Below are 23,615 nucleotides of genomic sequence, written 5' to 3' on the forward strand. Positions count from 1 at the left end.
ATGTGACTGAACGCAACAGGCCACCGCCATTCTGAGGCGACTTAGGGCTGCAGATGAGGTCAGTCTGCTTCCGGCTCCTGAGGTTTCGGTAACAGCTCTTGCAAGGCGGCGCTGGCGATCCGCCGAAACGCCCGCCGCGGCCGGCTGGCCTCGAGAATGGCGACCTCGAGGCTGCCCACCCCGAGCGACGACTGACCGTTGGCCGATGTGTCGGCGCCGGCACGTAGCGACTCCACCGCGATCCGCAATGCGTCGGTCAGGTCGGCGTTTTCAGTGTAGGACTCCTTGAGCGCGTTAGTAATCGGCTCTGTGGTACCGCCCATCACCACGAAATGCGGCTCGTCGGCGATCGATCCGTCGTAGGTGATCCGGTAGAGCTCGGGTGCTTTCGTCTCGCCGTAGTGCGCGACCTCGGCAACACACAACTCGACCTCGTAGGGTTTGGCCTGCTCGGTGAAGATGGTGCCTAGTGTCTGCGCGTAGACGTTGGCTAGCTGCCGTCCCGTAACGTCGCGACGGTCATAGGCATAACCGCGAGTGTCGGCGAACTGGATCCCGCCGCGACGCAGGTTGTCGAATTCGTTGAATTTGCCGGCCGCAGCGAAACCCACCCGATCGTAGAGTTCGCTGATTTTCTGCAGCGAACGCGACGGATTCTCCGCGACGAACAGCACACCGCCGGAATACGCCAGCGCCACCACGCTCTTGCCCCGCGCGATGCCCTTGCGAGCGAGTTCGCTGCGCTCGCGCATCGCCTGCTCGGGCGAGATGAAGTATGGAAAACTCACTTTTCACCACCGTCAGGTCCGAAAGTGTCGGAGCGCGAACGACTTCCGATGACTTCGCGGGCCAGTTCGGCGATGCGGCTTTCCGGGACGTCTGTTGCCCCGCCGGCGTCGATGGCGACCGCCGTGGGATAGATTCCGCGGACCAGATCCGGTCCGCCAGTGGCCGAATCGTCATCGGCGGCGTCGTAGAGTGCCTCGACGGTCACCCGCAACGCCGAATCAGCATCGGTGACCTGTGAATACAGCTTCTTCATCGATGATCTCGCGAAGATCGACCCCGAGCCCACCGCCTGGTAGCCCTCCTCCTCGATATTCCAGCCGCCGGCCGCGTCGAACGAAACGATCCGCCCCGCAGACTCCGGATCGGGGGCATGGATGTCGTAGCCGGCCAGCAGCGGCAGTGCCACCAGTCCCTGCATCGCGGCGGCCAGATTCCCGCGCACCATGATCGCCAGCCTGTTGACCTTGCCGGCAAACGTCAGCGGCACTCCTTCGAGCTTCTCATAATGCTCGAGCTCTACGGCATAGAGCCGGGCGAATTCGACGGCGATCGCCGCAGTCCCGGCGATGCCAGTCGCCGTGTAGTCGTCGGTGATGTAGACCTTGCGCACATCACGCCCGGCGATCATGTTGCCTTGCGTCGAACGCCGGTCTCCAGCGATGACGACACCACCGGGGTACTTGAGGGCAACGATGGTGGTGCTATGCGGTAGCTGCTCGCCGACGGCGCCGGCACCGCTCTTGAGGTTCGCCGGCAGTAGGTCCGGCGCCTGACGCCGGAGGAAATCAGCGAACGATGATAGGTCTACAGCGGATCCGGTTAGTGCCGAACTAGTTGACAGTCGATCGGGCAACGGCCAGGTCACTGTCCGCCCTTTTGGACGTACGCGCGAACGAAGTCCTCGGCGTTCTCCTCTAGGACGTCGTCGATCTCGTCGAGCAAATCGTCGGTGTCCTGGGCTAACTTCTCGCGGCGTTCCTGGCCCGCGGCCGTGGTGCCGGTGACATCGTCTTCATCGCCGCCGCCACCGCCACGTTTGGTCTGCTCCTGAGCCATCGCCGCCTCCTGCGTTGTCCTGGCCGCGGGCACGTGCAACACGACCCGCCGGTCTTTCTCTAACACTACCGGTCAGCCCCGCCGTTCCCCGGCTGAAGCCCCGATTGTGGCGCTCCCCTCCGCGGTCGCCGACCACGCCGATACCGATGCAACGGTTCTTAGCTGGTGAGTTGTTCCACCAATTCGACCGCGCTATCCACCGAATCCAGCAGCGCCCCGACGTGCGCCTTGCTCCCGCGGAGGGGCTCGAGCGTCGGGATTCGGACCAGGGAGTCACCGCCCAGGTCAAAAATGACGGAGTCCCAGCTGGCCGCGGCGATGTCGGCCCCAAATCGCCGCAGGCACTCGCCGCGGAAATACGCGCGGGTGTCGGTCGGCGGGTTATCCACAGCATCCAACACCTGATGCTCGTTGACCAGTCGCTTCATCGACCCGCGCGCCACCAGGCGGTTGTACAGGCCCTTGTCCAATCGGACATCGGAATATTGCAAGTCGACTAGGTGCAATCGCGGCGCCGACCAACTCAAGTTTTCCCGGTGCCGGAAACCTTCGAGTAGGCGCAACTTGGCAGGCCAATCCAGCAGTTCGGCGCATTCCATCGGGTCGCGCTCGAGCTGGTCGAGCACGTGCGCCCAGGTTTCCACCAGGTGGGATGCCCGTGGATCTGGGTCACGGCTATCGACCAGCTTGGCCACCCGATCGAGGTAAATCCGTTGCAGCGCAAGACCAGTCAACTCTCGGCCGTCGGCCAGAGCGACCGTAGCCCGCAACGACGGATCGCGGCTGATGGCGTGGACCGCGTGCACCGGCCGGGCCAACGCCAGGTCGGTGAGGTCGATGCCGTCTTCGATCAGGTCGAGCACCAGCGCGGTGGTGCCCAGCTTCAGATAGGTCGACGTCTCGGCCAGATTCGCATCGCCAATGATGACGTGCAGCCGGCGGTACCTATCGGCGTCGGCGTGCGGTTCGTCCCGAGTGTTGATAATGCCGCGCTTCAGGGTGGTCTCCAGCCCTACCTCAACCTCGATGTAATCCGAACGCTGGGATAGCTGGAAGCCGGGATCGTCGCCGGATGGGCCGATGCCGACTCGGCCCGAGCCGGTGACCACCTGCCGGGACACCAGAAACGGAGTTAGACCGGCGATGATGGCCGAGAACGGCGTCTGCCGGCTCATGAGGTAGTTCTCGTGCGACCCGTAGGAGGCGCCTTTGCCGTCGACATTGTTCTTGTACAACTGCAGCTTCAGGGCTCCGGGCACACTAGCGACATGCCGGGCGGCGGCCTCCATCACTCGTTCACCGGCTTTGTCCCAAATCACCGCGTCGAGCGGGTCGGTGCATTCAGGCGCGGAGTATTCCGGGTGTGCGTGGTCGACGTAGAGCCGCGCACCGTTGGTCAAGATCATGTTGGCGGCGCCAACCTCGTCAGCGTCTACCACCGGAGGCGGGCCAGTCGAGCGGCTCAGATCAAAGCCCCGGGCGTCCCGCAGCGGCGATTCCACCTCGTAATCCCAGCGGGTGCGTTTAGCTCGCTGAATACCGGCGGCTGCCGCATAGGCCAGCACAGCCTGCGTCGAAGTGAGGATCGGGTTGGCGGTCGGGTCCGACGGCGAGGAAATGCCGTACTCGACCTCCGTTCCGATAATCCGCTGCATGCCTAGAGCCTAGGCCCGCCACCACAGCGGCCCACCCATCGGGCCGCTGAGAAGGCCGGCGCCCGGCCGACAAGGCGCGCGGGCACAGCGGTCGGCCGATATCCGTGTAGCTACGTGCCCGCACGGCTACTGGCGCTGGCCGTCCCAGGTTGGTACGGTCGCTCCTGCCCAACGCATCGAGCCCCTCGGAGAATCTACGTTGACGTCAAACGCATTGCAGCCGTTGTTGTTTCCGATCGCGCACCCCCGTCGCTATTCCGCGACCACCCGGGGCGATCAGCGGTGAGTCCAGACTGTCTTCAGCAGGGAAAGGCTCCCACTGAGCTAATTCCGGCCGGGTCTCTGCAGGACGGTGGAATTGCCTGCACATTCGCAATCTATTACCTGCCGCTGCCGTCTGGCGACCCATTCGACACCGTGAATGGCCTGCTGACGAACACATTCAACGGCTTTCGCCAGGCGGATGCTCTACACGGAGACGAGACAGAGCCCACGGTGAGCGCCTCGGTTACCGTCGATCCGCATCGCAACTATCCTCCGCCGGACCCGGAGTTTGTCGGACTCTTCAACCACGGAGTGAGCCCGCAACAAGCGATCGCGCTGCAGGGCACCCAGACCGCGTTCATCCTCAACTTCAGCTGCCCGATCGAGCACGGTTGGGGCCCCCTTCGCGCCATGCAGCAGCTGACCGGTGATCTCGCGGCCGCCACCGGCGGCCTGATCTGGGACGCCGAAACTCGAGAGATGTTCACACCGGCCGCCTGGAACGAACTCAGAGTCGATCGATGGACCGGACGGACACCAGATATCAACGACCACACAATCATTCATGCCTACGAGATCGACGGCAAGATGCGAGTCATCACGCTGGGGATGGCGAAATTTGGGCTCCCCGACGTCGTCGTCAACGACGTCCCGCGGTCGGCCTGCAGCAATGTCGGCCACCTGGTGAATGTGTTCTGCCAGGCCATCGCCGAGCGGCCCATGGTCCAACATCCCGGGGAATTCGACCTGGACTACCGGCGCTTTAAGCCCAACGCGACAGGGGCCGCACCGCTCACGGTGAAAATTGGCAGGCACCACGACGGGGATCCGCTAAACCGGCTACTCGAGATTACGTTCGACCGGGGACCGGGCCACGATGCTCACGCCCGCCGGCGCGCGATTCTCGCCGCCGCGTTCGAATCCGAACCGTCGATCGTTCCTGCGACGCATGACGACGCGGTGGAAGCGGCCAGCCGACGCGCGCGAGCAAAGCTGCCCGCGCTGCGCGCGTTGTTCCATCAAGGGCTACCGCCTGGCGAGCTTATGCAGGTCAAGGCCCCTTTTGAGGGCCCAAACAGCATCCGGGAATACATGTGGGTGGACGTGGTTTCGTGGAATGGCGACGAGATCACGGGACTACTCGTCAACGAACCGTTCAACATCCCAGGTCTGCGCGCCGGGCAGATGGTTGTCGTCGAGCAATCCACGGTCTTTGACTACAAGCACCAACGCCGTGACGGCACCATCTCAGGAAACGAAACCGAAAAGCTCGTCAGGAGCACGCTGAACTAGCACGGCAGCAACGGTTGGCCGCCGTTAGGGTTGAGCCGGCATGAACCCTTCCTTCCACCGCTCACCGGCGCGCCGAGAATCGTCGAGCGCCGCGGCCGAAAGCTGGTTCTTGGCGCGGGGCTTGCCCGCCGTGCTGACCACCCGGGCCCGCTGGCGGCGGCTTTGGCCGCGATCGGCACCCGTGCTGGCGGCGTACGCAACGTTGCATTGCTGGACGCTGCCGATTCTGCTGATCACCCACGGCGACGAAGTTGTCATTGATGGACAGCCCACGCCGCGAGAGTGGATGCTGCTGGCGCTGGTGGCTATTGCTCCGGTGCTGATCACGTTTGTCGGTTGGCTGGTGTCCAGGCTTTCCGACAGCCGCAAGCGCTCGCTTGCGGCGACCGTTGCGGTCAGCGTCGTGGCGATCGTCCTGGTGGTCGAAACCTCGGTGACTCAGATGCCAGACGCGGCCGTCTTTGCGGTCGTGGTGCTGCTGCTGACCGGGACGGGTGTCGGGTCGGTTGTTGGCTGGTCGGCGCGCATGACCCTGTCACACCTGGCGACGATCGGCGCTTTGGCGGTGCGCGCCCTGCCGGTCGTCCTACTGACCACATTGGTGTTCTTCAACAGCAACATCTGGCTCATGGCCTCGACGATCAGCGCAGAGCGCCTGGGCCTGGCCATGGTTTTTCTGTTCGGCATCGCCAGCGCTTTTGTCGTGTCGGCCACCCAAGAGCGGGTTGGTCCGATTCTGCAATCACCCGCCGTGCTGGCCAAGGATTGCCAGGAACTGGCCGACACTCCGTTTGCGGCGATGTCGGATCCGCCGGAATCCCGCCCATTGACTTGGGCCGAGCGCGTCAACGTGGTCTTCGTGCTGGCCGCTCACCAGCTGGTGCAGATCATGGTGGTGGCCATCCTGACCGCGGCAATTTATGTGACGCTCGGGCTGATCGTGCTCAGTCCAGCGCTGCTGAAGGAATGGAGCCACAATGCATCGGGCAGCACCACCGTGCTGGACCTGACCGTTCCGGTGCCCGATTCGCTCATACATCTGTGTCTTTTCCTCGGCGCGCTGACCTTCATGTACATCAGTGCCCGCGCCGTGGGCGACGCCGAGTACCGGGCGACGTTCGTCGACCCGCTAATCGACGATCTGCACGTCACCTTGATCGCACGCGATCGCTACCGCTACAACGTCGCTGGCCAGACTGTTGACGCAAGCCCCGGCAGTGATTAATTTCACGCGGGTGTCCGAAGCTGAGCAAGCAACCGACCTATCCGGCAAGCGCTATGGCGAAGTGCTTCTCGTCGAAGTGGGCGAATCGGGTCCGCAGGCCACCGTCTACAACAGCTTTCCGCTCAATGATTGCCCGGCCGCACTATGGCAGGCCCTGGACCCGCAGGCTCTCGCCGCCGAAAACGGCGTGGCCGCGGCGTTGCTCAACGGTCCGCGGTACTGGCTGATGAACAGCATCGAGAAGGCGCCCCAAGGCCCGCAGGTGACCAAGACCTTCGGCGGCATCGACATGCTCAAGCAGGCCACCGTGCAGATGTCGTCGATGAACCCTGCGCCCTACACCGTCAATGCGGTGAGCCGCCACACCGTCTTCGTCTTCGACGCGGGTGAGGAGATCTACGAACTCATCGACCCAGCGGGTCAACGCTGGGTGATGCAAACGTGGAGCCAGGTCGTAGATCCCAACCTGTCACGCGCGGACCTGCCGGGCTTGGCCGCCCGGCTCAACCTGCCCGACGGGTGGTCATACCAACCTCGGGTGCTCACCGAGACACTTCGGGTCGATACCACTACCCGCCCCGCTCAGGTCACCCAAGACGACCTGACCAACAGCTATTCGCTGGAGTTCGACTGACCGTTAGAGGTACTGGCCGAGGTTCGATTCGGTATCGATAGCCCGGCTGGCGCTCGAGGACTTGCCGGTGACCAGGGTACGGATATAGACGATCCGCTCACCCTTCTTGCCCGAAATCCGCGCCCAGTCGTCGGGGTTAGTGGTATTGGGCAAGTCCTCGTTCTCGGCGAACTCATCGACGATCGAGTCGAGCAGGTGCTGGATCCGCAGACCGGGTTGTCCCGTCTCCAACACGGACTTGATCGCGTTTTTCTTAGCTCGGTCGACAACGTTTTGAATCATCGCCCCGGAGTTGAAGTCCTTGAAGTACATGACCTCCTTGTCGCCGTTGGCGTAGGTGACCTCCAAGAAGCGATTGTCGTCGATCTCGGCGTACATCCGATCGACCACCTTCTCGATCATCGCCTTGATGCAGGCCGAACGGTCACCGTCGAACTCGGCGAGGTCGTCGGCGTGCACCGGCAACGTCTCGGTCAGATACTTCGAGTAGATGTCCTGCGCCGCCTCGGCGTCCGGCCGCTCGATCTTGATCTTCACGTCGAGGCGGCCGGGCCGCAGGATCGCGGGATCGATCATGTCCTCGCGGTTGGACGCTCCGATCACGATCACATTCTCAAGCCCTTCCACCCCGTCGATCTCACTGAGCAGCTGCGGAACCACGGTCGTCTCCACGTCAGAGGACACCCCGGTGCCACGGGTTCGGAAGATCGAGTCCATTTCGTCGAAGAACACGATCACCGGCGTGCCCTCCGAGGCCTTCTCGCGGGCCCGCTGGAAGATCAACCGGATGTGCCGCTCCGTCTCGCCGACGAACTTGTTCAGCAGCTCGGGGCCCTTGATGTTGAGGAAGTACGACTTGGCCTCACGGGCGTCGTCGCCGCGGACCTCAGCCATCTTCTTGGCTAGCGAGTTGGCCACGGCTTTGGCGATCAATGTCTTTCCACAGCCGGGCGGACCGTAGAGCAACACACCTTTGGGCGGACGCAGCGCGTACTCCCGGTAAAGCTCCTTGTGCAGGAACGGAAGCTCCACGGCGTCCCGGATTTGCTCGATCTGTCGAGTCAGACCACCGATGTCCTGGTAACTGACGTCCGGCACCTCTTCCAGGACCAGATCCTCGACCTCGGCCTTCGGGATACGTTCGAAGGCATAGCCGGCCTTGGTGTCGACTAACAACGAGTCACCGGGGCGCAGCTTGCGCGGCTTGGTGTCGTCGTTGAGGTCGTCCGGAACGCCATCAGGTAGGTCCGCGGCGACCAGCGGGTCAGCCAGCCAGACGATGCGTTCCTCGTCGGCGTGGCCGACCACCAGAGCGCGGTGACCGTCCGCCAAGACCTCCCGCAGCGTGGAAATCTCACCGACCGATTCAAACGTGCCGGCCTCAACAACGGTTAACGCTTCATTGAGCCGAACTGTCTGGCCCTTCCGAAGGGCCGACACGTCGATGTTCGGTGAGCACGTCAGGCGCATCTTACGACCGGAAGTGAACACGTCGACCGTGTCGTCCTCATGGGCCGATAGCAAGACGCCGTAGCCACTGGGCGGTTGCCCTAGCCGGTCAACCTCCTCGCGCAACGCCAGCAGCTGTTGGCGGGCTTCTTTAAGAGTTTCCATTAATTTGGAATTGCGGGCCGCCAGCGAGTCGATACGGGCTTCAAGTTGATGTACGTCGCGAGCTGCCCGCGCAGGGTTCTGCTGTCCGGCCGCGTTTTCGAGTTGCTCGCGCAGCACCGCGGCCTCACGCCGCAGCTGTTCCAGTTCGGCAGCATCGCTGCTGGACAGGGGGGTATCGCGGGGTGTCCCGAATGCTTCAGAACGCTCCGAATCAGCCATGTTGCGCTCCTTTCCCACACCAGGAACGGTGCAGCGGATACCTCAACGCTACCGGCCAATGCGACTTCATGTGCGGAACCAAATGCGTTCGGAAAGTTACAAGTTTGGTCGCGCTGGTAATCTCGGCTTCCATTCCGGCTGACGGAAAGGAGCTAGGTGATGGTGAAATACCTAGTGGCAGCGGTCGCGGCCCTCGCCGCCGTCGCTGCTGCGGCCGCCGGTTCAACGTTGGCTGCTTCCGCGTGTCATCGATAGCTGAGACTGCCGCTGGATGTATCGACACCTCAACCTCGCCGGCCTAGCCGCCAGCGCCGTCACCATCGTGGCGACGCTGGGGCTCTCGGGGTGTTCCCACGACACAGTCAAGAGATCGGCGCCGTCGGCACCGTCGGTGCCTCCGGTCACATCGAGCACTTTCGCGCCCCGGCCGACGACTCCCCTACCGCCGCCCGAGGCCTTGGTCGATGTGTTGTCCCGACTCGCCGACCCCGCCGTGCCCGGCGTCGACAAGATGGATCTGGTTGAGGGCTCGACCCCCGAGACTGCCGCGGCGTTGGACAGGTTCACCACGGCGGCACGCGATGGCGGCTATCTGCCGATGACCTTCGCCGCAAATGACATCGCATGGTCAGACAGGAACCCGTCCAACGTGCTGGCCACCGTGGTGGTCACCACCTCCCAACCCGACAACCGCGAGTTCAGCTTCCCGATGGAGTTCACGCCGTTCCAGGGCGGATGGCAGCTATCTCGGCAAACCGCCGAGATGCTACTGACCATCGGCAATTCCCGGGTCTCAACGCCGACGCCCAGCCCCACCGAGGTCCCTGCTCCCAATCCGGCACCAATCCCGGAACCACCCGCCTCCCCGACTCCCCCTGGCTAAGCCCCGATGTGGATCGGCTGGTTGGAGTTCGATGTGTTGCTGGGCGACGTGCGATCACTGAAACAGAAGCGATCGGTGATTCGACCGGTCGTCGCGGAGCTCAGACGCAAGTTCAGCGTTGCCGCCGCCGAGACGGGCTCACACGATCTGCATCGAAGGGCGGGCATCGGGGTGGCCACGGTATCCGGTGACCGCAATCATGTCGTTGATGTCCTCGACGCGGCCGAACGCCTGGTGGCTGCGCATCCCGAATTCGAATTGCTCTCCGTCCGCCGGTCCTTGCATCGCAGCGACGACTGGCCCAGCTAGCCCGCAACTAGCCATCGCGTCCTTCGCGCTTACGACCAAGCGGCGCCGGGGCGACCGCTCCCGGTGCCAACCGGCGGGCGGTCACCAGGAAGGCGGTATGCCCACGCATCGAATGCTGCGGCCGCACAGCCAGCCCGACGACATTCCAACCGCGTTGCAGCGTCTCCCACGATCGCGGTTCGGTCCAGCACTGTTGAGTCCGCACCGCCTCCACCACCCGCGATAACTGGGTGACGGTCGCCACGTAGATCATCAACACGCCGCCGGCGACAACCAGCCTGGAGACCGAGTCGAGCACTTCCCACGGGGCCAACATGTCCAGTACCGCCCGGTCGAAGGAGTCGTCGGGCAGCTCGGAGTCCGCGACATCGCCGATGATCAGTTGCCAGTTGCCCGGCGCCTCGCCGCAAAAGTTGGTCACGTTGCGACGCGCGTGCTCGGCATGATCGGCGCGCTGTTCGTAGGAGATCACCTGCCCCGCTGGCCCGACCGCTCGCAGCAACGGCAAGGTGAGCGCTCCGGATCCGGCGCCTGCCTCGAGCACCCGGGCGCCGGGGAAGATATCACCTTCGTGCACGATCTGGGCGGCGTCCTTGGGGTAGATCACTTGAGGCCCGCGCGGCATCGACATCACGTAGTCGACCAGCAGTGGGCGCAGCACCAGGAACAGGGCGCCGTTGCTGGACTTGACGACGCTGCCCTGCTGACGACCGATGATCGCGTCGTGGGCAATGCGGCCGCGATGGGTGTGAAATTCTGCGCCCGACGTGAGAGTAATGGTGTAGTGGCGGCCCTTGGCGTCGGTGAGCTGGACGCGTTCGCCGACGTGAAACGAACCGGTTGCGGACACGTCGTATAGCGTGCCAGCCGACTCGCCGTCATCGGTGTTCGGGGTTGTCGGCGTCCCGTCCTAGGCTGCGATCATGACGGACCAGCCGGCTCCCCCCTCCGAGGGCAACTTCCGGCCGGCCCTGTCACCGTCGCGGGCCGCGGATTTCAAACAATGCCCCCTGCTGTATCGCTTTCGGGCGATCGACCGGCTGCCCGAGAAGCCATCGGCCGCCCAACTGCGAGGCACGGTGGTGCACGCCACACTCGAGCGGCTCTACGGTCTGCCTGCGGTCCAGCGCGGACCGGATACAGCACGGTCGTTGGTGCAATCCGCCTGGGAACAGGTGATCGCCGACGACCCTGATCTGGCCGCTGAGCTGGCACCCGAACAGCAAGTCCAACTGCTCGACGACGCCCGTGCCTTGTTATCGGGCTACTACCGGCTGGAGGATCCGAGGCAGTTCGACCCACAATGCTGTGAGCAACGGGTGGAGGTTGAGCTGGCCGACGGCACGTTGTTGCGCGGCTATATTGACCGCATCGACGTCGCCGCCACCGGCGAGTTGCGGGTAGTCGACTACAAAACGGGCAAGGCGCCGCCGGCCGCCCGGGCCCTGGCCGAGTTCAAAGCCATGTTCCAAATGAAGTTCTACGGGGTAGCGCTGTTTCGCGCGCGTGGCGTGTTGCCCGCGCGATTGCGGCTGATCTACCTGGCCAACGGTCAAGTGCTGGACTACTCGCCGGACCGTGACGAGCTGCTTCGCTTCGAAAAGACGCTGATGGCGATCTGGCGTGCGATTCAATCCGCGGGACAGTCAGGTAATTTCCGCCCCAACCAGTCGCGGTTGTGCGATTGGTGCCCACATCAGCAGCTCTGCCCGGTCTTTGGTGGCAAGCCACCGCCTTACCCGGGATGGCCAGACCATCCGCGCGACGGTGCGATCCCGCGCACCACCGAGCCCGCGGCATGAGTGGTTGCTATTACCGCCGGCTGCCCGAGGCCGTCGAGCCCCAATTTCAGGCATTCAGCCCAACCGACTACACGCGCAGCAACTGGGATCCCGAAATTCAACACGGCTCACCTCCGCTGGCGCTACTGACCAAGCTGATCGAGGAGTTGTCTGCGGGGTCCGGTTTACGGGTCGGCCGACTCAGCCTGGATATCCTCGGGGCGATTCCGGTGGCTCCGGTCCGGGCCCGCGCCTGGGTGGAACGACCCGGTTCGCGGGTCTGCATGATGGTCGCTGAAATGCAGGCCGACCGTCCCGGTGGACCGGCCCGAGCGGTGGCGCGGGTGACAGCTTGGTTGCTGGCCACCGCCGACACCTCGGATATCGGCACCGACCGCTATCCACCACTGACGGAAGGCCGGGCCGAACCACTGCCATCCGTGTTCGCCGAGGCCGGCGGGTACTTCGATGCCATTAACTGGCGCCCCCAACGCGCCCCGGACGAGTCCGGCGCGGTGTCGTGGTTCAGCACGATGGCCAACATTGTCGACGCCGAGCCCACAACGGCGCTGCAGCGCCTTGCCGTAGTGGTCGATTGCGCCAACGGTGTTGGGGCGGTCCTGGACCCGAATCAGATCGCATTCATGAACACCGACACGGTCCTACATTTGCATCGCCTTCCGACTGGCAACGACTTCGCGCTGCGGGCGCGCGCCTCGATCGGCCCGGACGGCCTCGGGGTCACCACCGCGGAGGTCTACGACAAAACCGGCTTTATCGGAACGTCGGCCCAGACCATCCTGATCCAGCGCGGACCGGCCAATTAGACCAGCGGCGACATCTCCTGCAGCACCGTGGGAACGAGTTCGCTGACAGTCGGGTGGATATGCATCGTGCGCGACAACGTGGTGTAGGGCGCCTTCGCGGACATCACGTCGAGGATCGCGTGAACGACTTCGTCACCGCCCACGCCAAAGATCGTCGCTCCCAAGATCTCGTCGGTGTCCGCGTCGACAACGACTTTCATAAAGCCTTGCGTCTCACCCTTTTCCACGGCTCTGCCGACCCTGGTCATCGGCCGCTTGCCGACCAGCAACCTACGGCCGGTAGCCCGGGCCTGCGCGACACTCATTCCAGCGCGGCCCAGCGGCGGATCGATATAAAGGGCGTAGGTAGTAATGCGGTCGCTGACCCGGCGCGGATCGTTATCGAGCAGGTTGGCCGCCACGATTTCGAAATCGTTGTACGAGGTATGGGTGAAGGCGCCCTTGCCGTTGCAATCGCCTAGCGCCCAGATATGGTCGACGTTCGTCTTCAACTGGTCGTCAACCACGATGTAGCCACGCGCGTCGGTCTGCACACCGGCCGCCTCCAGCCCCAGATCGTCGGTATTGGGTCGGCGGCCCACCGCCAGCAGCAGGTGACTGCCTGCAATGGGGGCAGCGCCAGCACTGGGAGTCAACTCAAAGCCCCCGGAAACACTGTCGCGCTTACTGATTCGCACGTCGTCGGCACCAACAACGATAGTGATCCCCTCAGCCTCCAGGATCTGCCGGATGGCTGCCGAGACGTCCTCGTCCTCGCGGGACGCCAGCCGCGGTCCCCGCTCCACAACGGTGACCGGCGCGCCGAATCGGCGGTACATCTGGGCAAACTCGAGTGCGATGTAGCTGCCACCAACGATGACGAGATGCTCTGGCAGCGTGTCAAGTTCGAGAATGGACACGTTGGTGAGGAAGTCGACATCGGAGAGCCCGGGAATGTTCGGTGCCACCGCGCGGCCACCGACGTTGAGGAAGATCCGGTCCGCCCACAAGAGATCATCGGCGACCCGCAACGTATGCGGATCCTCGAAACGGGCGTGCCCGCGGAACACGGTGCAGCCGTCCATGCCTGCTAGCCAGTCCTCGACGCCCTTTCGGTCGGCGAGCATGATGCCGTCTTTGCGCGCCTTGACTTTGGCCATGTCCACACTGATCGGGCCGGTACCGACACCGTATTCGGCACCGCGCCGGGCGAACTGGGCAGCGTGCGCACTGGCGACCAGCGTCTTGGTCGGGATGCATCCGGTATTCACGCAGGTGCCGCCCACGTGTTTGCGCTCCACGATCGCGACGCGCTGGCCCGCAGCGGTCAGACGGCCCGCCAATGGGGGCCCGGCCTGGCCGGCGCCGACGATGACGGCGTCGAACCGCTCCGTCACAGAGCGGCCACGGCCGCGACGATGGCGAAGCCACCCAGAACAGCGATCGAATCCTCCAGCAATGCGATGGGCAGGTCCTGGCCGCCGCGTGCGGCCACTAGTTTGGTACGCGCCTGATAGCCACCCAGCGTGCCCAGGACGGCGCCGACGATTCCGGCCCCAAGGGCTCCCCACCGATAGCCCCACGCCGTGCCGATGACCGCACCAGCGAAGGCGCCCAAGATGATCCGCACCGCAAACACCGGAGGTGCGGTGCGCGGCGGCGTTTTAGGCAGCTTGTCGTTTACCAGCTCCCCAATTGCCAGGACGGACAGGATGATGACCGTGATGAGGTTGCCCATCCACGACGCCCACGTTCCATGAAGATTGATCCAGGTGAGGAAGGCGGCCCAGGAGACCACCGCGGGTGCGGTCATCGACCTCAATCCGGCAACAACACCGAGGAGCAGAGCCAGCAGCAAAACAAGAAAGTGCGTCACAACGATCCCTCCTGGGACAGACGAGCAGCCTGGCGACGGTAAGGGGTGATGGCCAATAACGTAGCGACATCGTCCCTAGCGGGACGCTAACACAGCAACGGGCCTATCAACATGCTCAGAATCGACAGAACCTGATGTCGGAAGCCAAAATCGCTTTGGCCCCGATGGCGGCCAGTTCGTCCATAGTGCCGTTGACATCGCGGCGCGGCACCAGCGCCCGGACGGCGACCCAATTCGGGTCGGCGAGCGGAGCTATGGTCGGCGACTCCAGCCCCGGCGTGATCGAGGTTGCCTTGTCCAGCACCGCACGCGGGCAGTCGTAGTCGAGCATCAGGTATTGCTGGCCGAACACCACGCCTTGAACCCGGGCCACCAGTTGATCGCGGGCCTCGCTGTGGCCCTCCCCGTTGCGGCTGCCCCCCTCGATAAGCACCGCCTCCGAGTCACACAGTGATGCACCGAATGCGACGAGATTATGCAGGCGCAATGTGCGGCCGGAGCCCACCACATCGGCAATGGCATCGGCCACGCCCAGTTGCACGGAGATCTCCACGGCACCGTCAAGTCTGATTACCGTCGCCTCAATACCCTTGGCGGCCAGGTCTTTTCTGACCAGGTTCGGGTAGGCGGTGGCGATCCGCATTCCGGCGAGATCGGCTGTCGTCCAATCTTGTTCGGCAGGACCGGCGTAGCGGAAGCTGGACGATCCGAAGCCCAACGCCAAGCGTTCGCGCACCGGAGCATCGGAATCCTGCACCAGATCGCGTCCGGTGATCCCGAAGTCGAGCTGTCCCGAACCGACGTAAATCGCTATGTCCTTGGGCCGCAGAAAAAAGAACTCGACATTGTTCACCGGGTCGATGACGGTCAGATCTTTGGGATCGGTGCGGCGTCGGTAGCCGGCTTCCGCGAGGATCTCGGTGGCCGGTTCGCTGAGGGCCCCCTTGTTGGGGACTGCCACTCGCAACATGCTCACAGCTTCCGGTACACGTCGGCGAGGGACAGTCCACGCGAGATCATCAGCACCTGCGTCCAGTACAGCAACTGGCTGATCTCCTCGGCCAGCGCGTCGTTGGTTTCATGCTCGGCGGCCAGCCACACTTCGCCGGCCTCCTCCAGAATCTTCTTCCCCACGGTGTGCACACCGGCATCCAGGGCTGCCACCGTGGCGCTGCCGGGCGGCCGGGTGCGGGCGCGTTCGCCGAGTTCGGCGAACAGATCCTCGAAGGTCTTCACGGCCAGCGATTGTGTCACGCGCCGCCTGGCGAAGTCACGGCGGTTTCACCCGGCATCGGCGCGGCGCCGGGTCTTCCGGTCGGCGATCGTGCTCAGACGACGCCGGGATCACCGCCCCCACCGCCGGGGCCCCCGGTGCCGCCGGTCTGTCCGGTGGGCCCGTTGCCGTCGTCGCCGTCCTCGCCGGCGCCGCCCGGGAAATCGCCGGTGCTGGTCGAGCTGGCACCGCCGGCACCGCCGTCAGCGCCGCCGCCGCCTGTACCGCCGGCGCCGCCGACGCTATCGATGGCGTTGCCACCTGCACCGCCGTCGCCACCGTTGCCGCCCATACCGCCAGTGCCCACGACGCCGGCACCGCCGACGCCGCCCATAGCACCGCTGCCACCGGCGCCACCGTTGCTGGACTCGCTGTTTGCGGTATCTTCGCCGCCGGTGCCGCCATTTCCGCCTGAGCCGCCGGCACCGCCGGAACCTCCGCCGGTGATGCCCTGGCCGCCGGCGCCCCCTAGTCCGCCGTTGCCGCCGACGCCACCGTCACCGCCGAGCGAGCTGCCGACGGACTGGGTATTGCCGTCACCACCGGCGCCACCGGCGCCACCGGCACCGCCGGCACCGCCGGCACCGAGCGTGCTGAGGCCACCTTTGCCTCCGGCACCTCCGTCACCGCCGTCACCAGCGGCGTTGTCCTGGACCGCGTAGCCACCCACCCCGCCGTCACCGCCGGCACCGCCATTACCGCCGGCACCGCCGATAGTGCCCTGGCCGCCATCACCTCCAGCGCCCCCGTCGGCACCGCGGCGCCCGGATGCGCCGTTCAGCGGGTCGCTGTCGCCGGTACTGCCCCCCATCCCACCGTTGCCGCCGGCGCCACCGAGGCCGTGGCTACCGTTACCGCCGTGACCGCCGGCGCCGCCGGCCCCACCGACCCCGCCTTCTCGCCCGCTGCCGTCCACAGCGTTCGCGCCCGCGCCGCCGTTACCGCCGGCAGCGGCCGGACCACCGGTACCTCCATCACCGCCGGACCCACCGGCACCGCCGTCCCCGCCTTTGCCGACTTTGCCCGCGCTGGCCAGCGCGGCGGTGCCGCCGTCCCCGCCGGTACCGCCGCGGCCGGCGGTGCCGTCGGATCCCGCCACACTCCCGGTCCCACCGAGTCCACCATCCCCGCCGTCACCACCGTCGCCGCCCTTGCCGCCCGATTCGCCGGCGAGCACCCCGTCGGCCCCTCGGAGGCCATTTCCACCGTCCGCGCCGGTGCCACCGGCCCCGCCGACGCCGTCGGATCCCGGCAGACTCCCGGCGCCACCCACACCTCCGGCGCCGCCAGCCCCGCCGTCACCGCCCTTGCCACCCGACTCGCCTGCGAGCGCCCCGTCCGCGCCCCGGATTCCGTCGCCGCCGCGACCGCCGTTGCCGCCCGCGCCGCCGACGCCATCGGAACCCGTCAGCATCCCGGTGCCACCCGTGCCACCGGCACCACCCGCACCGCCGTTGCCTCCCGCGGTGCCCGGCTCACCATCGAGGACGCCGTCGGCGCCCCGAGCCCCGTTCCCGCCGATCCCGCCATGGCCGCCATCGCCGCCCACCGCGAACAGTCCGCCGCGGCCACCCGCGCCGCCGGCGCCGCCGGCGCCGCCGTCCAGCGCGCCCGGGCTACCCGCGATACCGTCGCCGCCCGTCCCGCCGGTCCCGCCGTGACCACCAAAACCGAACAGTCCTGCGCCGCCACCGGCGCCGCCGCTGCCGCCGAATCCACCCGCCGGCCCGGTGCCACCATGCCCACCGTCGCCGCCGCTTCCCACCAGCGACAGTGCTCCAGCTCCGCCGCCTTGGCCACCGACTGCACCCAGGCCGCCGGCCCCGCCGGCCCCGCCGCTACCGAACAGCAGCCCGCCGGTACCTCCGGCGCCACCGGCCGCCAAGGCCCCTCCGGCACCCCCGAAGCCACCGTTGCCAATCAACCCGGCGGACCCGCCGGCACCGCCGGCAACCCCGGCGTTTCCGCTGTTGTCGAAGCCGTTGCCGCCATTGCCGTACAGCAAGCCCCCGGCCCCCCCGTTGGGGGACAAGGCAGTGCCGTCGGCGCCGTTACCAATTAGCGGTCGGCCCAGCAGCGTCTGTGTGGGTAAGTTGATCAGGTCGAGCAGCTGCTGCAGGGGCGACGCGTTGGCGGCCTCCGCGAGCGAATAGGACTGCCCGCCCGCGCTCAACGCCCGGACGAACTGGTGGCGAAACGTTGCCGCCTGGGCGCTGAGCGCCTGATATTCCTGGGCGTGGCCGGAAAACAGTGACGCGATAGCGGCCGAGACTTCATCGGCAGCGGCGGCTTGTACCGCGGTGGTGGGAGCCACTGCCGCCGCATTGGCCGCGCTGAGCATTGAACCGACGCCCTGCATTTCCGCTGCTGCTGCCGCCAACTCCGCCGGGGCCACCGTCAAATATGACATCACCACGCCACCCACTCATCACGCAACAAATTCGAGAGTTCGACAAGCCGACCGTTCGCACAGTCGTATACGGACACCGTTTCCACCGGTCATCCTAGCGACATTTGCTGAGGTTCAGCGTGAATTCAAATAGGCCCACGATCGGTAGTGCGGAATCAGTTACCGCGCACGTTGCCCGCCGGTATTGATTCGGCGTCGCCGCTCAATATCCCGATGCCGCTGCTCGATATGTAGCCGGCCACTACCGGACCGAAATCCGGTCGTGGCGTCGCCGGGGGCACGCCGTTCGAGCCCGACCGGGCTATCAAAAGCGAGGCGAATTAGGGCATCCTTAGCTAGGTTAGGCTAACCTACAAAATGTTTCCGGAAGGAGCCCGACCTTATGACCTCCCCGACCTGGTTTGCCCTTCCCCCAGAGATACATTCCACGCTGCTCTCCACCGGCGCAGGGTCGAGCCCGCTGCTGGCGGCGGCCGGAGCGTGGCAGGTCCTGGGCGCGCGATACAGCGAAATTGCCGCCGAACTTGCCGGTCTCCTGGGAGCCGTGCAGGCCAGCGCCTGGCAGGGGCCGACGGCAGAGAGGTTTGTCGCGGCCCACCAACCGTTCCTCCAATGGTTGATCCAGGCAGCTGCGGTGGCCAACACCGCGGCCACCGCCCACGAGACCGCCGCCGCCGGATACACATCGGCATTGGTGGCCATGCCCACCCTCGCCGAACTGGCAACCAACCACGCGGTGCACGGGGCTTTGGTAGCCACCAATTTCTTCGGCATCAACACCATCCCGATCGCACTCAACGAATCCGACTATGCACGGATGTGGCTCCTGGCCGCGGCGACCATGACCGCCTATCAGGCCGTCAGCCAGCAGAGCGTGACGGCGACCCCCCGAACTTCACCGGCCCCACACATCGTGACGGCCGAGGGCTCCCCCGCGGCGAGCAGCTCGTTCCCCGATCCCGTCAAACTCATCCTGCAAGCGCTCCAAGACTTCCTCGATTTCCTGCGCAACCTGGCGGCCGAGATGCTCCCCGGCCCGTTGGGGAACTTGATTGTCCACATCCTGGACTCCTTCATCTCGCTCGTATCTGGGTCGGTGTTCAAATTTCTCGCCTACGCGGTGCTGGATCCGATGATCTATTTCGGGCCCTTCACCCCGGCTATCAGCCCGCTCGGGCTACCGGCGGCAGCCGCGGGGCTGACCGGGCTTGCCGCAATCAGCACCGCAACGCCAGCGCCGTTACCCCTGATGGGCAGCGCGCACGCCCACCTGCCAAACGCTCAAATCTCGCCCGCGACCACGGGTGTCACATTGGCGGGCGCGACCACCGGCGCTCCCATCGCCGGGCCGGCACAGCCTGCGCCCGCTTCCGCCACATCACCGGCGCACCCGCCCGCGGGACCCGCTGCCGCCCAAGGCTTTTACGCCATCGGGGGTCCCGGTGGCGACGGGCGCACCCCCACCGCAGAGGGTAAAGCGGACGCCGGTGCCGCCGCAGATACCGTGGCACCAGCGGCCAAACCGCGCGGCGATCAAGCACTTGCCGGCGCTCTCAAGTCCCGACGAGCACAACGACGCGTGCGCCAATACCGCTACGAGTTCCCGGACGCCAACGAATACCTGAGCATGACCGACACGCCCGTCGACAAACAGATAGCCACCGGTGAGCGCGGCGCGGACGCATCAGGCTTCGCCGGAACCATCCCTAAATCAGTTGCCGGACAAGCAAAAGGACTCACTCTGCGAATCGGCCAGACCGTCGCCGAGAGCACACCGGAGCCAATGCTGCCGCAGACCTGGAGCGGCCCGGATCCGACCTAGACGTTGAAGTACTTCGCCTCGGGGTGGTGCAGCACAAACGCGTCCGTCGACTGCTCGGGGTGCAGCTGCAGCTCTTCGGACAGCGTTACGCCGATGCGGTCGGGCTCCAGTAGCTCCATCATTTTGGCGCGATCCTCCAGATCGGGGCAGGCACCGTAACCGAAGGCAAACCGGGCACCGCGATAGCCGAGCTTGAAGTAGTCCTCCACGGCGTCGGGATCCTCGGCCGCCATCGCACGGTCACCGGAGTACTTGAGCTCCTCCCGGATCCGGCGGTGCCAGTACTCGGCCAGCGCTTCGGTCAGCTGCACCCCGATGCCGTGCACTTCGAGGTAATCGCGGTAGGAATCGCCCGCGAACAGCTCGTTGGCAAAGTCGGCGATCGGCTGGCCCATGGTCACCAGCTGGAACGGCAACACGTCCACCTCGCCGCGCTCGGTAGCCAGGTCGCGCGAGCGGATGAAATCGGCGATGCACAAGAACCGGCCCCGCTGCTGACGCGGGAATTTGAAACGGAACCGCGCCGGAGCGTCCGTTCTCGGCTCGGTGAGCACCACAACGTCGTCACCCTCGGACACCGCCGGGTAGTAGCCGTACACCACCGCCGCGTGGGCCAAGATGCCGTCGGTGGACAAGCGGTCCAGCCAGTACCGCAGCCGGGGCCGTCCTTCGGTCTCGACGAGGTCCTCGTACGACGGACCTTCACTGTTGGGGCCGCCGCGTGTTCCCCGTAATCCCCACTGGCCCAAGAACAATGCGCGCTCGTCCAGCAGACCGGTGTAGTCCGCTACAGCCAGACCCTTGACAATCCGGGAGCCCCAAAATGGCGGTGCGGGCACCTCGATGTCGGCCGCGACATCGGACCGCTCGGGCACTTCGACAGGCGCTTCGGCGGCCTTACGTTGCGCCGCAATGCGCTTGGACCGTTCATGACGGGCCTTGCGCTCGGCTTCCTTCTTGCGTGCCGCGACGGCCTCCGGGCTGTCGAGGTCCGGCGCCTCGCCGCGTTTGACGCTCATGATGGAGTCCATCAGCTTAAGACCCTCGAAAGCGTCTCGCGCATAGTGCACTTCGCCCTCGTAAACCTCGGCGAGGTCGTTTTCCACGTAGCTGCGTGTCAGCGCCGCACCACCCAGCAACACCGGGAACTTCTCGGCGACGCCCCGAGTGTTCATTTCCTCGAGGTTTTCCTTCATCACCACGGTGGACTTCACCAGCAGCCCCGACATACCGACCACGTCAGCGCTCTTGTCCTCGGCCACCTCCAGGATGGTGGCGATCGGCTGCTTGATGCCGATGTTGACCACCTCGTAGCCGTTGTTGCTCAAGATGATGTCGACCAGGTTCTTGCCGATGTCGTGCACGTCACCCTTGACAGTGGCCAGCACGATGCGTCCCTTGCCCGCGTCATCATCGGATTTCTCCATGTGCGGTTCCAGATGGGCGACCGCGGCCTTCATTACCTCGGCCGACTGCAACACGAACGGCAGCTGCATCTGGCCGGAGCCGAACAGTTCGCCGACCGTCTTCATGCCGGCGAGCAGGTTCTCGTTGATGATCTCCAGCGGCGGCTTCTGTGTCATCGCCTCGTCGAGATCGACATCGAGACCGTTGCGCTCGCCGTCGACGATGCGCTGCGCCAGCCGTTCGAACAACGGCAACTTCGCCAGCTCGGCGGCGCGGGATTCCTTGGACGACGCCGCGGACACGCCTTCGAACAGGCGCATCAGCTCCTGCAGCGGGTCATAGCCATCTCGACGGCGGTCGTAGACCAGATCCAACGCGACTTGCCGCTGTTCTTCGGGGATACGGTTCATCGGCAAGATCTTGGACGCGTGCACGATCGCCGAGTCCAGCCCGGCCTCCTGGCATTCGTGCAGGAACACCGAGTTGAGCACTTGGCGCGCTGCGGGATTGAGACCGAAGGAGATGTTGGACAACCCGAGCGTGGTTTGCACGTCTGGGTGGCGCTTCTTCAGCTCGCGAATGGCCTCGATGGTTTCGATGCCGTCTTTCCGCGACTCTTCTTGGCCGGTGGCGATGGTGAAGGTCAACGTGTCGATGAGGATCGATGATTCGTCGACGCCCCAGTTGCCGGTGATGTCGTTGATCAGCCGCTCGGCGATCTCGACCTTCTTCTCGGCGGTACGGGCCTGACCGTCTTCGTCGATGGTCAGCGCGACCACGGCCGCGCCGTGCTCGGCGACCAGCTCCATGGTCTTGGCGAACCGTGACTCCGGACCGTCACCGTCCTCGTAGTTCACCGAGTTGATCGCGCAGCGGCCGCCCAGGTGCTCCAAACCCGCTTGCAACACCGGAGTCTCGGTGGAGTCCAGCATGATCGGCAGCGTCGATGAGGTCGCGAGGCGGCTGGCCAACGCTTTCATGTCCGCCACGCCGTCGCGGCCCACGTAGTCGACACACAGATCCAGCAGGTGCGCACCGTCGCGGGTTTGGTCCTTGGCGATGTCGAGGCACTTCTGGTAGTCCTCGGCGATCATTGCCTCGCGGAAACCCTTGGAGCCGTTGGCGTTGGTGCGCTCGCCGATTACCAGCACCGAAGCGTCCTGCGCGAACGGGATCGCGGTATAGAGCGACGCCACCGACGGTTCGTAGGTGACGTGCCGTTCACCGCGCTGCTTGGTCCCGTTGTTGAATTCGGCCACGGCCGCGGCGACCTCGCGGATGTGCGCGGGCGTAGTACCACAACACCCGCCGACCAGCGAGAGTCCGAACTCGGAGATGAATCCGGACAGCGCTTCGGCCAGCTCGTCGGGCAGCAGCGGATACTCGGCGCCCTTGGCACCCAGGACCGGCAGTCCGGCGTTGGGCATCACCGACACCGGGATGCGGGCGTGCCTGGACAGATGGCGGAGGTGCTCGCTCATCTCCGCGGGACCGGTGGCGCAGTTCAAACCGATCATGTCTACGCCGAGCGGTTCGACAGCGGTCAGCGCCGCGCCGATCTCGCTGCCGAGCAGCATCGTGCCGGTGGTCTCGACGGTGACGTGGGCAAAGACCGGGATGTGGCGGCCGGACTGCGTCATCGCCCGCCGTGATCCCAACACGGCCGCCTTGAGCTGCAGCAAGTCCTGGCAGGTTTCCACCAGGATGGCGTCCGCACCGCCGTCCAGCATGCCCAGTGCGGCCTCGGTGTACGCGTCGCGAATTACCGCGTACTCCGTATGGCCCAGGGTGGGCAGCTTGGTGCCCGGGCCCATCGAGCCCAACACGTAGCGGCCGCGCTCGGGTGTGGCGAGCTCGTCGGCGACCCGGCGCGCAATCGCCGTGCCTTTCTGCGACAGGTCCCTGATCTTGTCGGCGATGTCGTAGTCGCCGAGGTTGGACAAGTTACAGCCGAAGGTGTTGGTCTCGACGGCGTCCGCGCCTGCTTCGAAGTAGTTGCGGTGAATGGTTTCCAGCACGTCAGGGCGGGTTTCGTTGAGGATTTCGTTGCAGCCTTCCAGGCCGCGGAAGTCGTCCAACGTGAGATCGGCGGCCTGCAACTGAGTGCCCATCGCGCCGTCGCCCACCACCACCCGCTGCGCCAAAACGTCGAGGAGATCGGTGTCGTAGTGCCGTTCGTTAGCGGGAGTCACACTGCAAGGATAGTGGTGCTATGCAATTCCCTCAGGCGTTGACAGCGCACTGACAGGTCGCCGGCACCGTACCTGCCGGTCAGGCCCGTGCATTCAGCCCACGCTGG

General features: G+C 65.4%; 20 protein-coding genes. 8 read left to right on the forward strand and 12 right to left on the reverse strand.

What is annotated here, in order from left to right; genetic code table 11:
* Window positions 1-59: 59 nt before the first annotated feature.
* The 4 genes from prcA to dop all read right to left on the reverse strand — a co-directional run bounded on the left by prcA (window position 60) and on the right by dop (window position 3,500).
* Entirely contained in the window at window positions 60-788 is a 729-nt protein-coding gene (gene prcA / locus MB901379_RS13775; protein ID WP_158017191.1) for a proteasome subunit alpha, read from the reverse strand.
* A complete protein-coding gene (gene prcB / locus MB901379_RS13780) occupies window positions 785-1,654 on the reverse strand; it encodes a proteasome subunit beta (protein WP_158017192.1) in 870 nt (289 codons plus the stop codon). The genes prcA and prcB overlap by 4 nt, the downstream gene beginning before the upstream one ends.
* Complete coding sequence (locus MB901379_RS13785; RefSeq protein ID WP_158017193.1) at window positions 1,651-1,845, reverse strand: ubiquitin-like protein Pup; 195 nt, start codon at window positions 1,843-1,845, stop codon at window positions 1,651-1,653. Before MB901379_RS13785 ends, prcB begins: the two co-directional genes overlap by 4 nt.
* Before the next feature lie 158 nt (window positions 1,846-2,003).
* Window positions 2,004-3,500 carry a pup deamidase/depupylase gene (dop, locus tag MB901379_RS13790; protein ID WP_162334381.1) on the reverse strand — a complete coding sequence of 499 codons (1,497 nt, stop codon included), beginning with the start codon at window positions 3,498-3,500 and terminating at the stop codon, window positions 2,004-2,006.
* A gap of 495 nt (window positions 3,501-3,995) precedes the next feature.
* On the opposite strand from dop, the gene MB901379_RS13795 reads away from it, so the two are divergent.
* The 3 genes from MB901379_RS13795 to MB901379_RS13805 are packed head-to-tail and all read left to right on the forward strand — an operon-like array spanning window position 3,996 to window position 6,916.
* Window positions 3,996-5,057, forward strand: coding sequence for a DUF2314 domain-containing protein (locus tag MB901379_RS13795; protein ID WP_232021846.1), 1,062 nt, complete (start codon window positions 3,996-3,998; stop codon window positions 5,055-5,057).
* Between the two features lie 40 nt (window positions 5,058-5,097).
* Window positions 5,098-6,282 (forward strand): hypothetical protein, encoded by a 1,185-nt coding sequence (locus tag MB901379_RS13800; RefSeq protein WP_197717804.1) that lies wholly within the window; start codon window positions 5,098-5,100, stop codon window positions 6,280-6,282.
* Window positions 6,283-6,292: 10 nt separating this feature from the next.
* Complete coding sequence (locus tag MB901379_RS13805) at window positions 6,293-6,916, forward strand: hypothetical protein (protein ID WP_158017195.1); 624 nt, start codon at window positions 6,293-6,295, stop codon at window positions 6,914-6,916.
* A 3-nt stretch (window positions 6,917-6,919) separates the two neighbouring features.
* On the opposite strand, the gene arc is transcribed toward MB901379_RS13805, so the two are convergent.
* Window positions 6,920-8,749, reverse strand: coding sequence for a proteasome ATPase (gene arc / locus MB901379_RS13810; RefSeq protein WP_158017196.1), 1,830 nt, complete (start codon window positions 8,747-8,749; stop codon window positions 6,920-6,922).
* A 271-nt stretch (window positions 8,750-9,020) separates the two neighbouring features.
* On the opposite strand from arc, the gene MB901379_RS13815 reads away from it, so the two are divergent.
* Together MB901379_RS13815 and MB901379_RS13820 are read left to right on the forward strand one after the other, a co-directional pair.
* Window positions 9,021-9,632 (forward strand): hypothetical protein, encoded by a 612-nt coding sequence (locus MB901379_RS13815; RefSeq protein ID WP_158017197.1) that lies wholly within the window; start codon window positions 9,021-9,023, stop codon window positions 9,630-9,632.
* 6 nt (window positions 9,633-9,638) lie between these two features.
* Window positions 9,639-9,941, forward strand: a complete 303-nt coding sequence (locus MB901379_RS13820) for a DUF503 domain-containing protein (RefSeq protein WP_158017198.1) — start codon at window positions 9,639-9,641, stop codon at window positions 9,939-9,941.
* 7 nt (window positions 9,942-9,948) lie between these two features.
* Here MB901379_RS13820 and trmI read toward each other — a convergent pair whose 3' ends face one another.
* A complete protein-coding gene (gene trmI / locus MB901379_RS13825) occupies window positions 9,949-10,791 on the reverse strand; it encodes a tRNA (adenine(58)-N(1))-methyltransferase TrmI (protein WP_158017199.1) in 843 nt (280 codons plus the stop codon).
* A gap of 73 nt (window positions 10,792-10,864) precedes the next feature.
* Here trmI and MB901379_RS13830 point away from each other — a divergent pair, with 73 nt between their 5' ends.
* Window positions 10,865-11,743: a RecB family exonuclease gene (locus tag MB901379_RS13830; RefSeq protein ID WP_158017200.1), complete on the forward strand. Its 879-nt coding sequence runs from the start codon at window positions 10,865-10,867 to the stop codon at window positions 11,741-11,743.
* A complete protein-coding gene (locus MB901379_RS13835) occupies window positions 11,740-12,549 on the forward strand; it encodes a thioesterase family protein (RefSeq protein WP_158017201.1) in 810 nt (269 codons plus the stop codon). Before MB901379_RS13830 ends, MB901379_RS13835 begins: the two co-directional genes overlap by 4 nt.
* Here the strand turns inward: MB901379_RS13835 and MB901379_RS13840 are convergent.
* From MB901379_RS13840 to MB901379_RS13860, 5 genes are all read right to left on the reverse strand, one after another.
* Window positions 12,546-13,925, reverse strand: coding sequence for an FAD-containing oxidoreductase (locus MB901379_RS13840; RefSeq protein ID WP_158017202.1), 1,380 nt, complete (start codon window positions 13,923-13,925; stop codon window positions 12,546-12,548). The two genes, MB901379_RS13835 and MB901379_RS13840, sit on opposite strands and share 4 nt — an antisense overlap.
* A complete protein-coding gene (locus MB901379_RS13845; protein WP_158017203.1) occupies window positions 13,922-14,404 on the reverse strand; it encodes a glycine zipper 2TM domain-containing protein in 483 nt (160 codons plus the stop codon). The genes MB901379_RS13840 and MB901379_RS13845 overlap by 4 nt, the downstream gene beginning before the upstream one ends.
* A 115-nt stretch (window positions 14,405-14,519) precedes the next feature.
* Window positions 14,520-15,374, reverse strand: coding sequence for an ATP phosphoribosyltransferase (gene hisG / locus MB901379_RS13850; RefSeq protein WP_158017204.1), 855 nt, complete (start codon window positions 15,372-15,374; stop codon window positions 14,520-14,522).
* Between the two features lie 2 nt (window positions 15,375-15,376).
* Window positions 15,377-15,658 (reverse strand): phosphoribosyl-ATP diphosphatase, encoded by a 282-nt coding sequence (locus MB901379_RS13855; RefSeq protein ID WP_158017205.1) that lies wholly within the window; start codon window positions 15,656-15,658, stop codon window positions 15,377-15,379.
* A 74-nt stretch (window positions 15,659-15,732) separates the two neighbouring features.
* Entirely contained in the window at window positions 15,733-18,087 is a 2,355-nt protein-coding gene (locus MB901379_RS13860; protein ID WP_158017206.1) for a PE family protein, read from the reverse strand.
* A 382-nt stretch (window positions 18,088-18,469) separates the two neighbouring features.
* Here MB901379_RS13860 and MB901379_RS13865 point away from each other — a divergent pair, with 382 nt between their 5' ends.
* A complete protein-coding gene (locus MB901379_RS13865; protein WP_158017207.1) occupies window positions 18,470-19,909 on the forward strand; it encodes a PPE family protein in 1,440 nt (479 codons plus the stop codon).
* On the opposite strand, the gene metH is transcribed toward MB901379_RS13865, so the two are convergent.
* Entirely contained in the window at window positions 19,906-23,508 is a 3,603-nt protein-coding gene (gene metH, locus MB901379_RS13870) for a methionine synthase (protein WP_158017208.1), read from the reverse strand. The genes MB901379_RS13865 and metH overlap by 4 nt on opposite strands.
* Window positions 23,509-23,615: the final 107 nt, after the last annotated feature.

Source organism: Mycobacterium basiliense, assembly GCF_900292015.1.
Taxonomy (GTDB): Bacteria; Actinomycetota; Actinomycetes; order Mycobacteriales; family Mycobacteriaceae; genus Mycobacterium; species Mycobacterium basiliense.

What these genes read in the sequence shown, in the direction of transcription:
- MB901379_RS13785 (WP_158017193.1), bottom strand. Translation starts at nt 1,845, where the DNA reads ATGGCTCAGGAGCAGACCAAACGTGGCGGTGGCGGCGGCGATGAAGAC.
- dop (WP_162334381.1), bottom strand. Translation starts at nt 3,500, where the DNA reads ATGCAGCGGATTATCGGAACGGAGGTCGAGTACGGCATTTCCTCGCCG.
- MB901379_RS13800 (WP_197717804.1), top strand. Translation starts at nt 5,098, where the DNA reads ATGAACCCTTCCTTCCACCGCTCACCGGCGCGCCGAGAATCGTCGAGC.
- arc (WP_158017196.1), bottom strand. Translation starts at nt 8,749, where the DNA reads ATGGCTGATTCGGAGCGTTCTGAAGCATTCGGGACACCCCGCGATACC.
- MB901379_RS13815 (WP_158017197.1), top strand. Translation starts at nt 9,021, where the DNA reads ATGTATCGACACCTCAACCTCGCCGGCCTAGCCGCCAGCGCCGTCACC.
- MB901379_RS13820 (WP_158017198.1), top strand. Translation starts at nt 9,639, where the DNA reads ATGTGGATCGGCTGGTTGGAGTTCGATGTGTTGCTGGGCGACGTGCGA.
- MB901379_RS13830 (WP_158017200.1), top strand. Translation starts at nt 10,865, where the DNA reads ATGACGGACCAGCCGGCTCCCCCCTCCGAGGGCAACTTCCGGCCGGCC.
- MB901379_RS13835 (WP_158017201.1), top strand. Translation starts at nt 11,740, where the DNA reads ATGAGTGGTTGCTATTACCGCCGGCTGCCCGAGGCCGTCGAGCCCCAA.
- hisG (WP_158017204.1), bottom strand. Translation starts at nt 15,374, where the DNA reads ATGTTGCGAGTGGCAGTCCCCAACAAGGGGGCCCTCAGCGAACCGGCC.
- MB901379_RS13860 (WP_158017206.1), bottom strand. Translation starts at nt 18,087, where the DNA reads ATGTCATATTTGACGGTGGCCCCGGCGGAGTTGGCGGCAGCAGCAGCG.
- MB901379_RS13865 (WP_158017207.1), top strand. Translation starts at nt 18,470, where the DNA reads ATGACCTCCCCGACCTGGTTTGCCCTTCCCCCAGAGATACATTCCACG.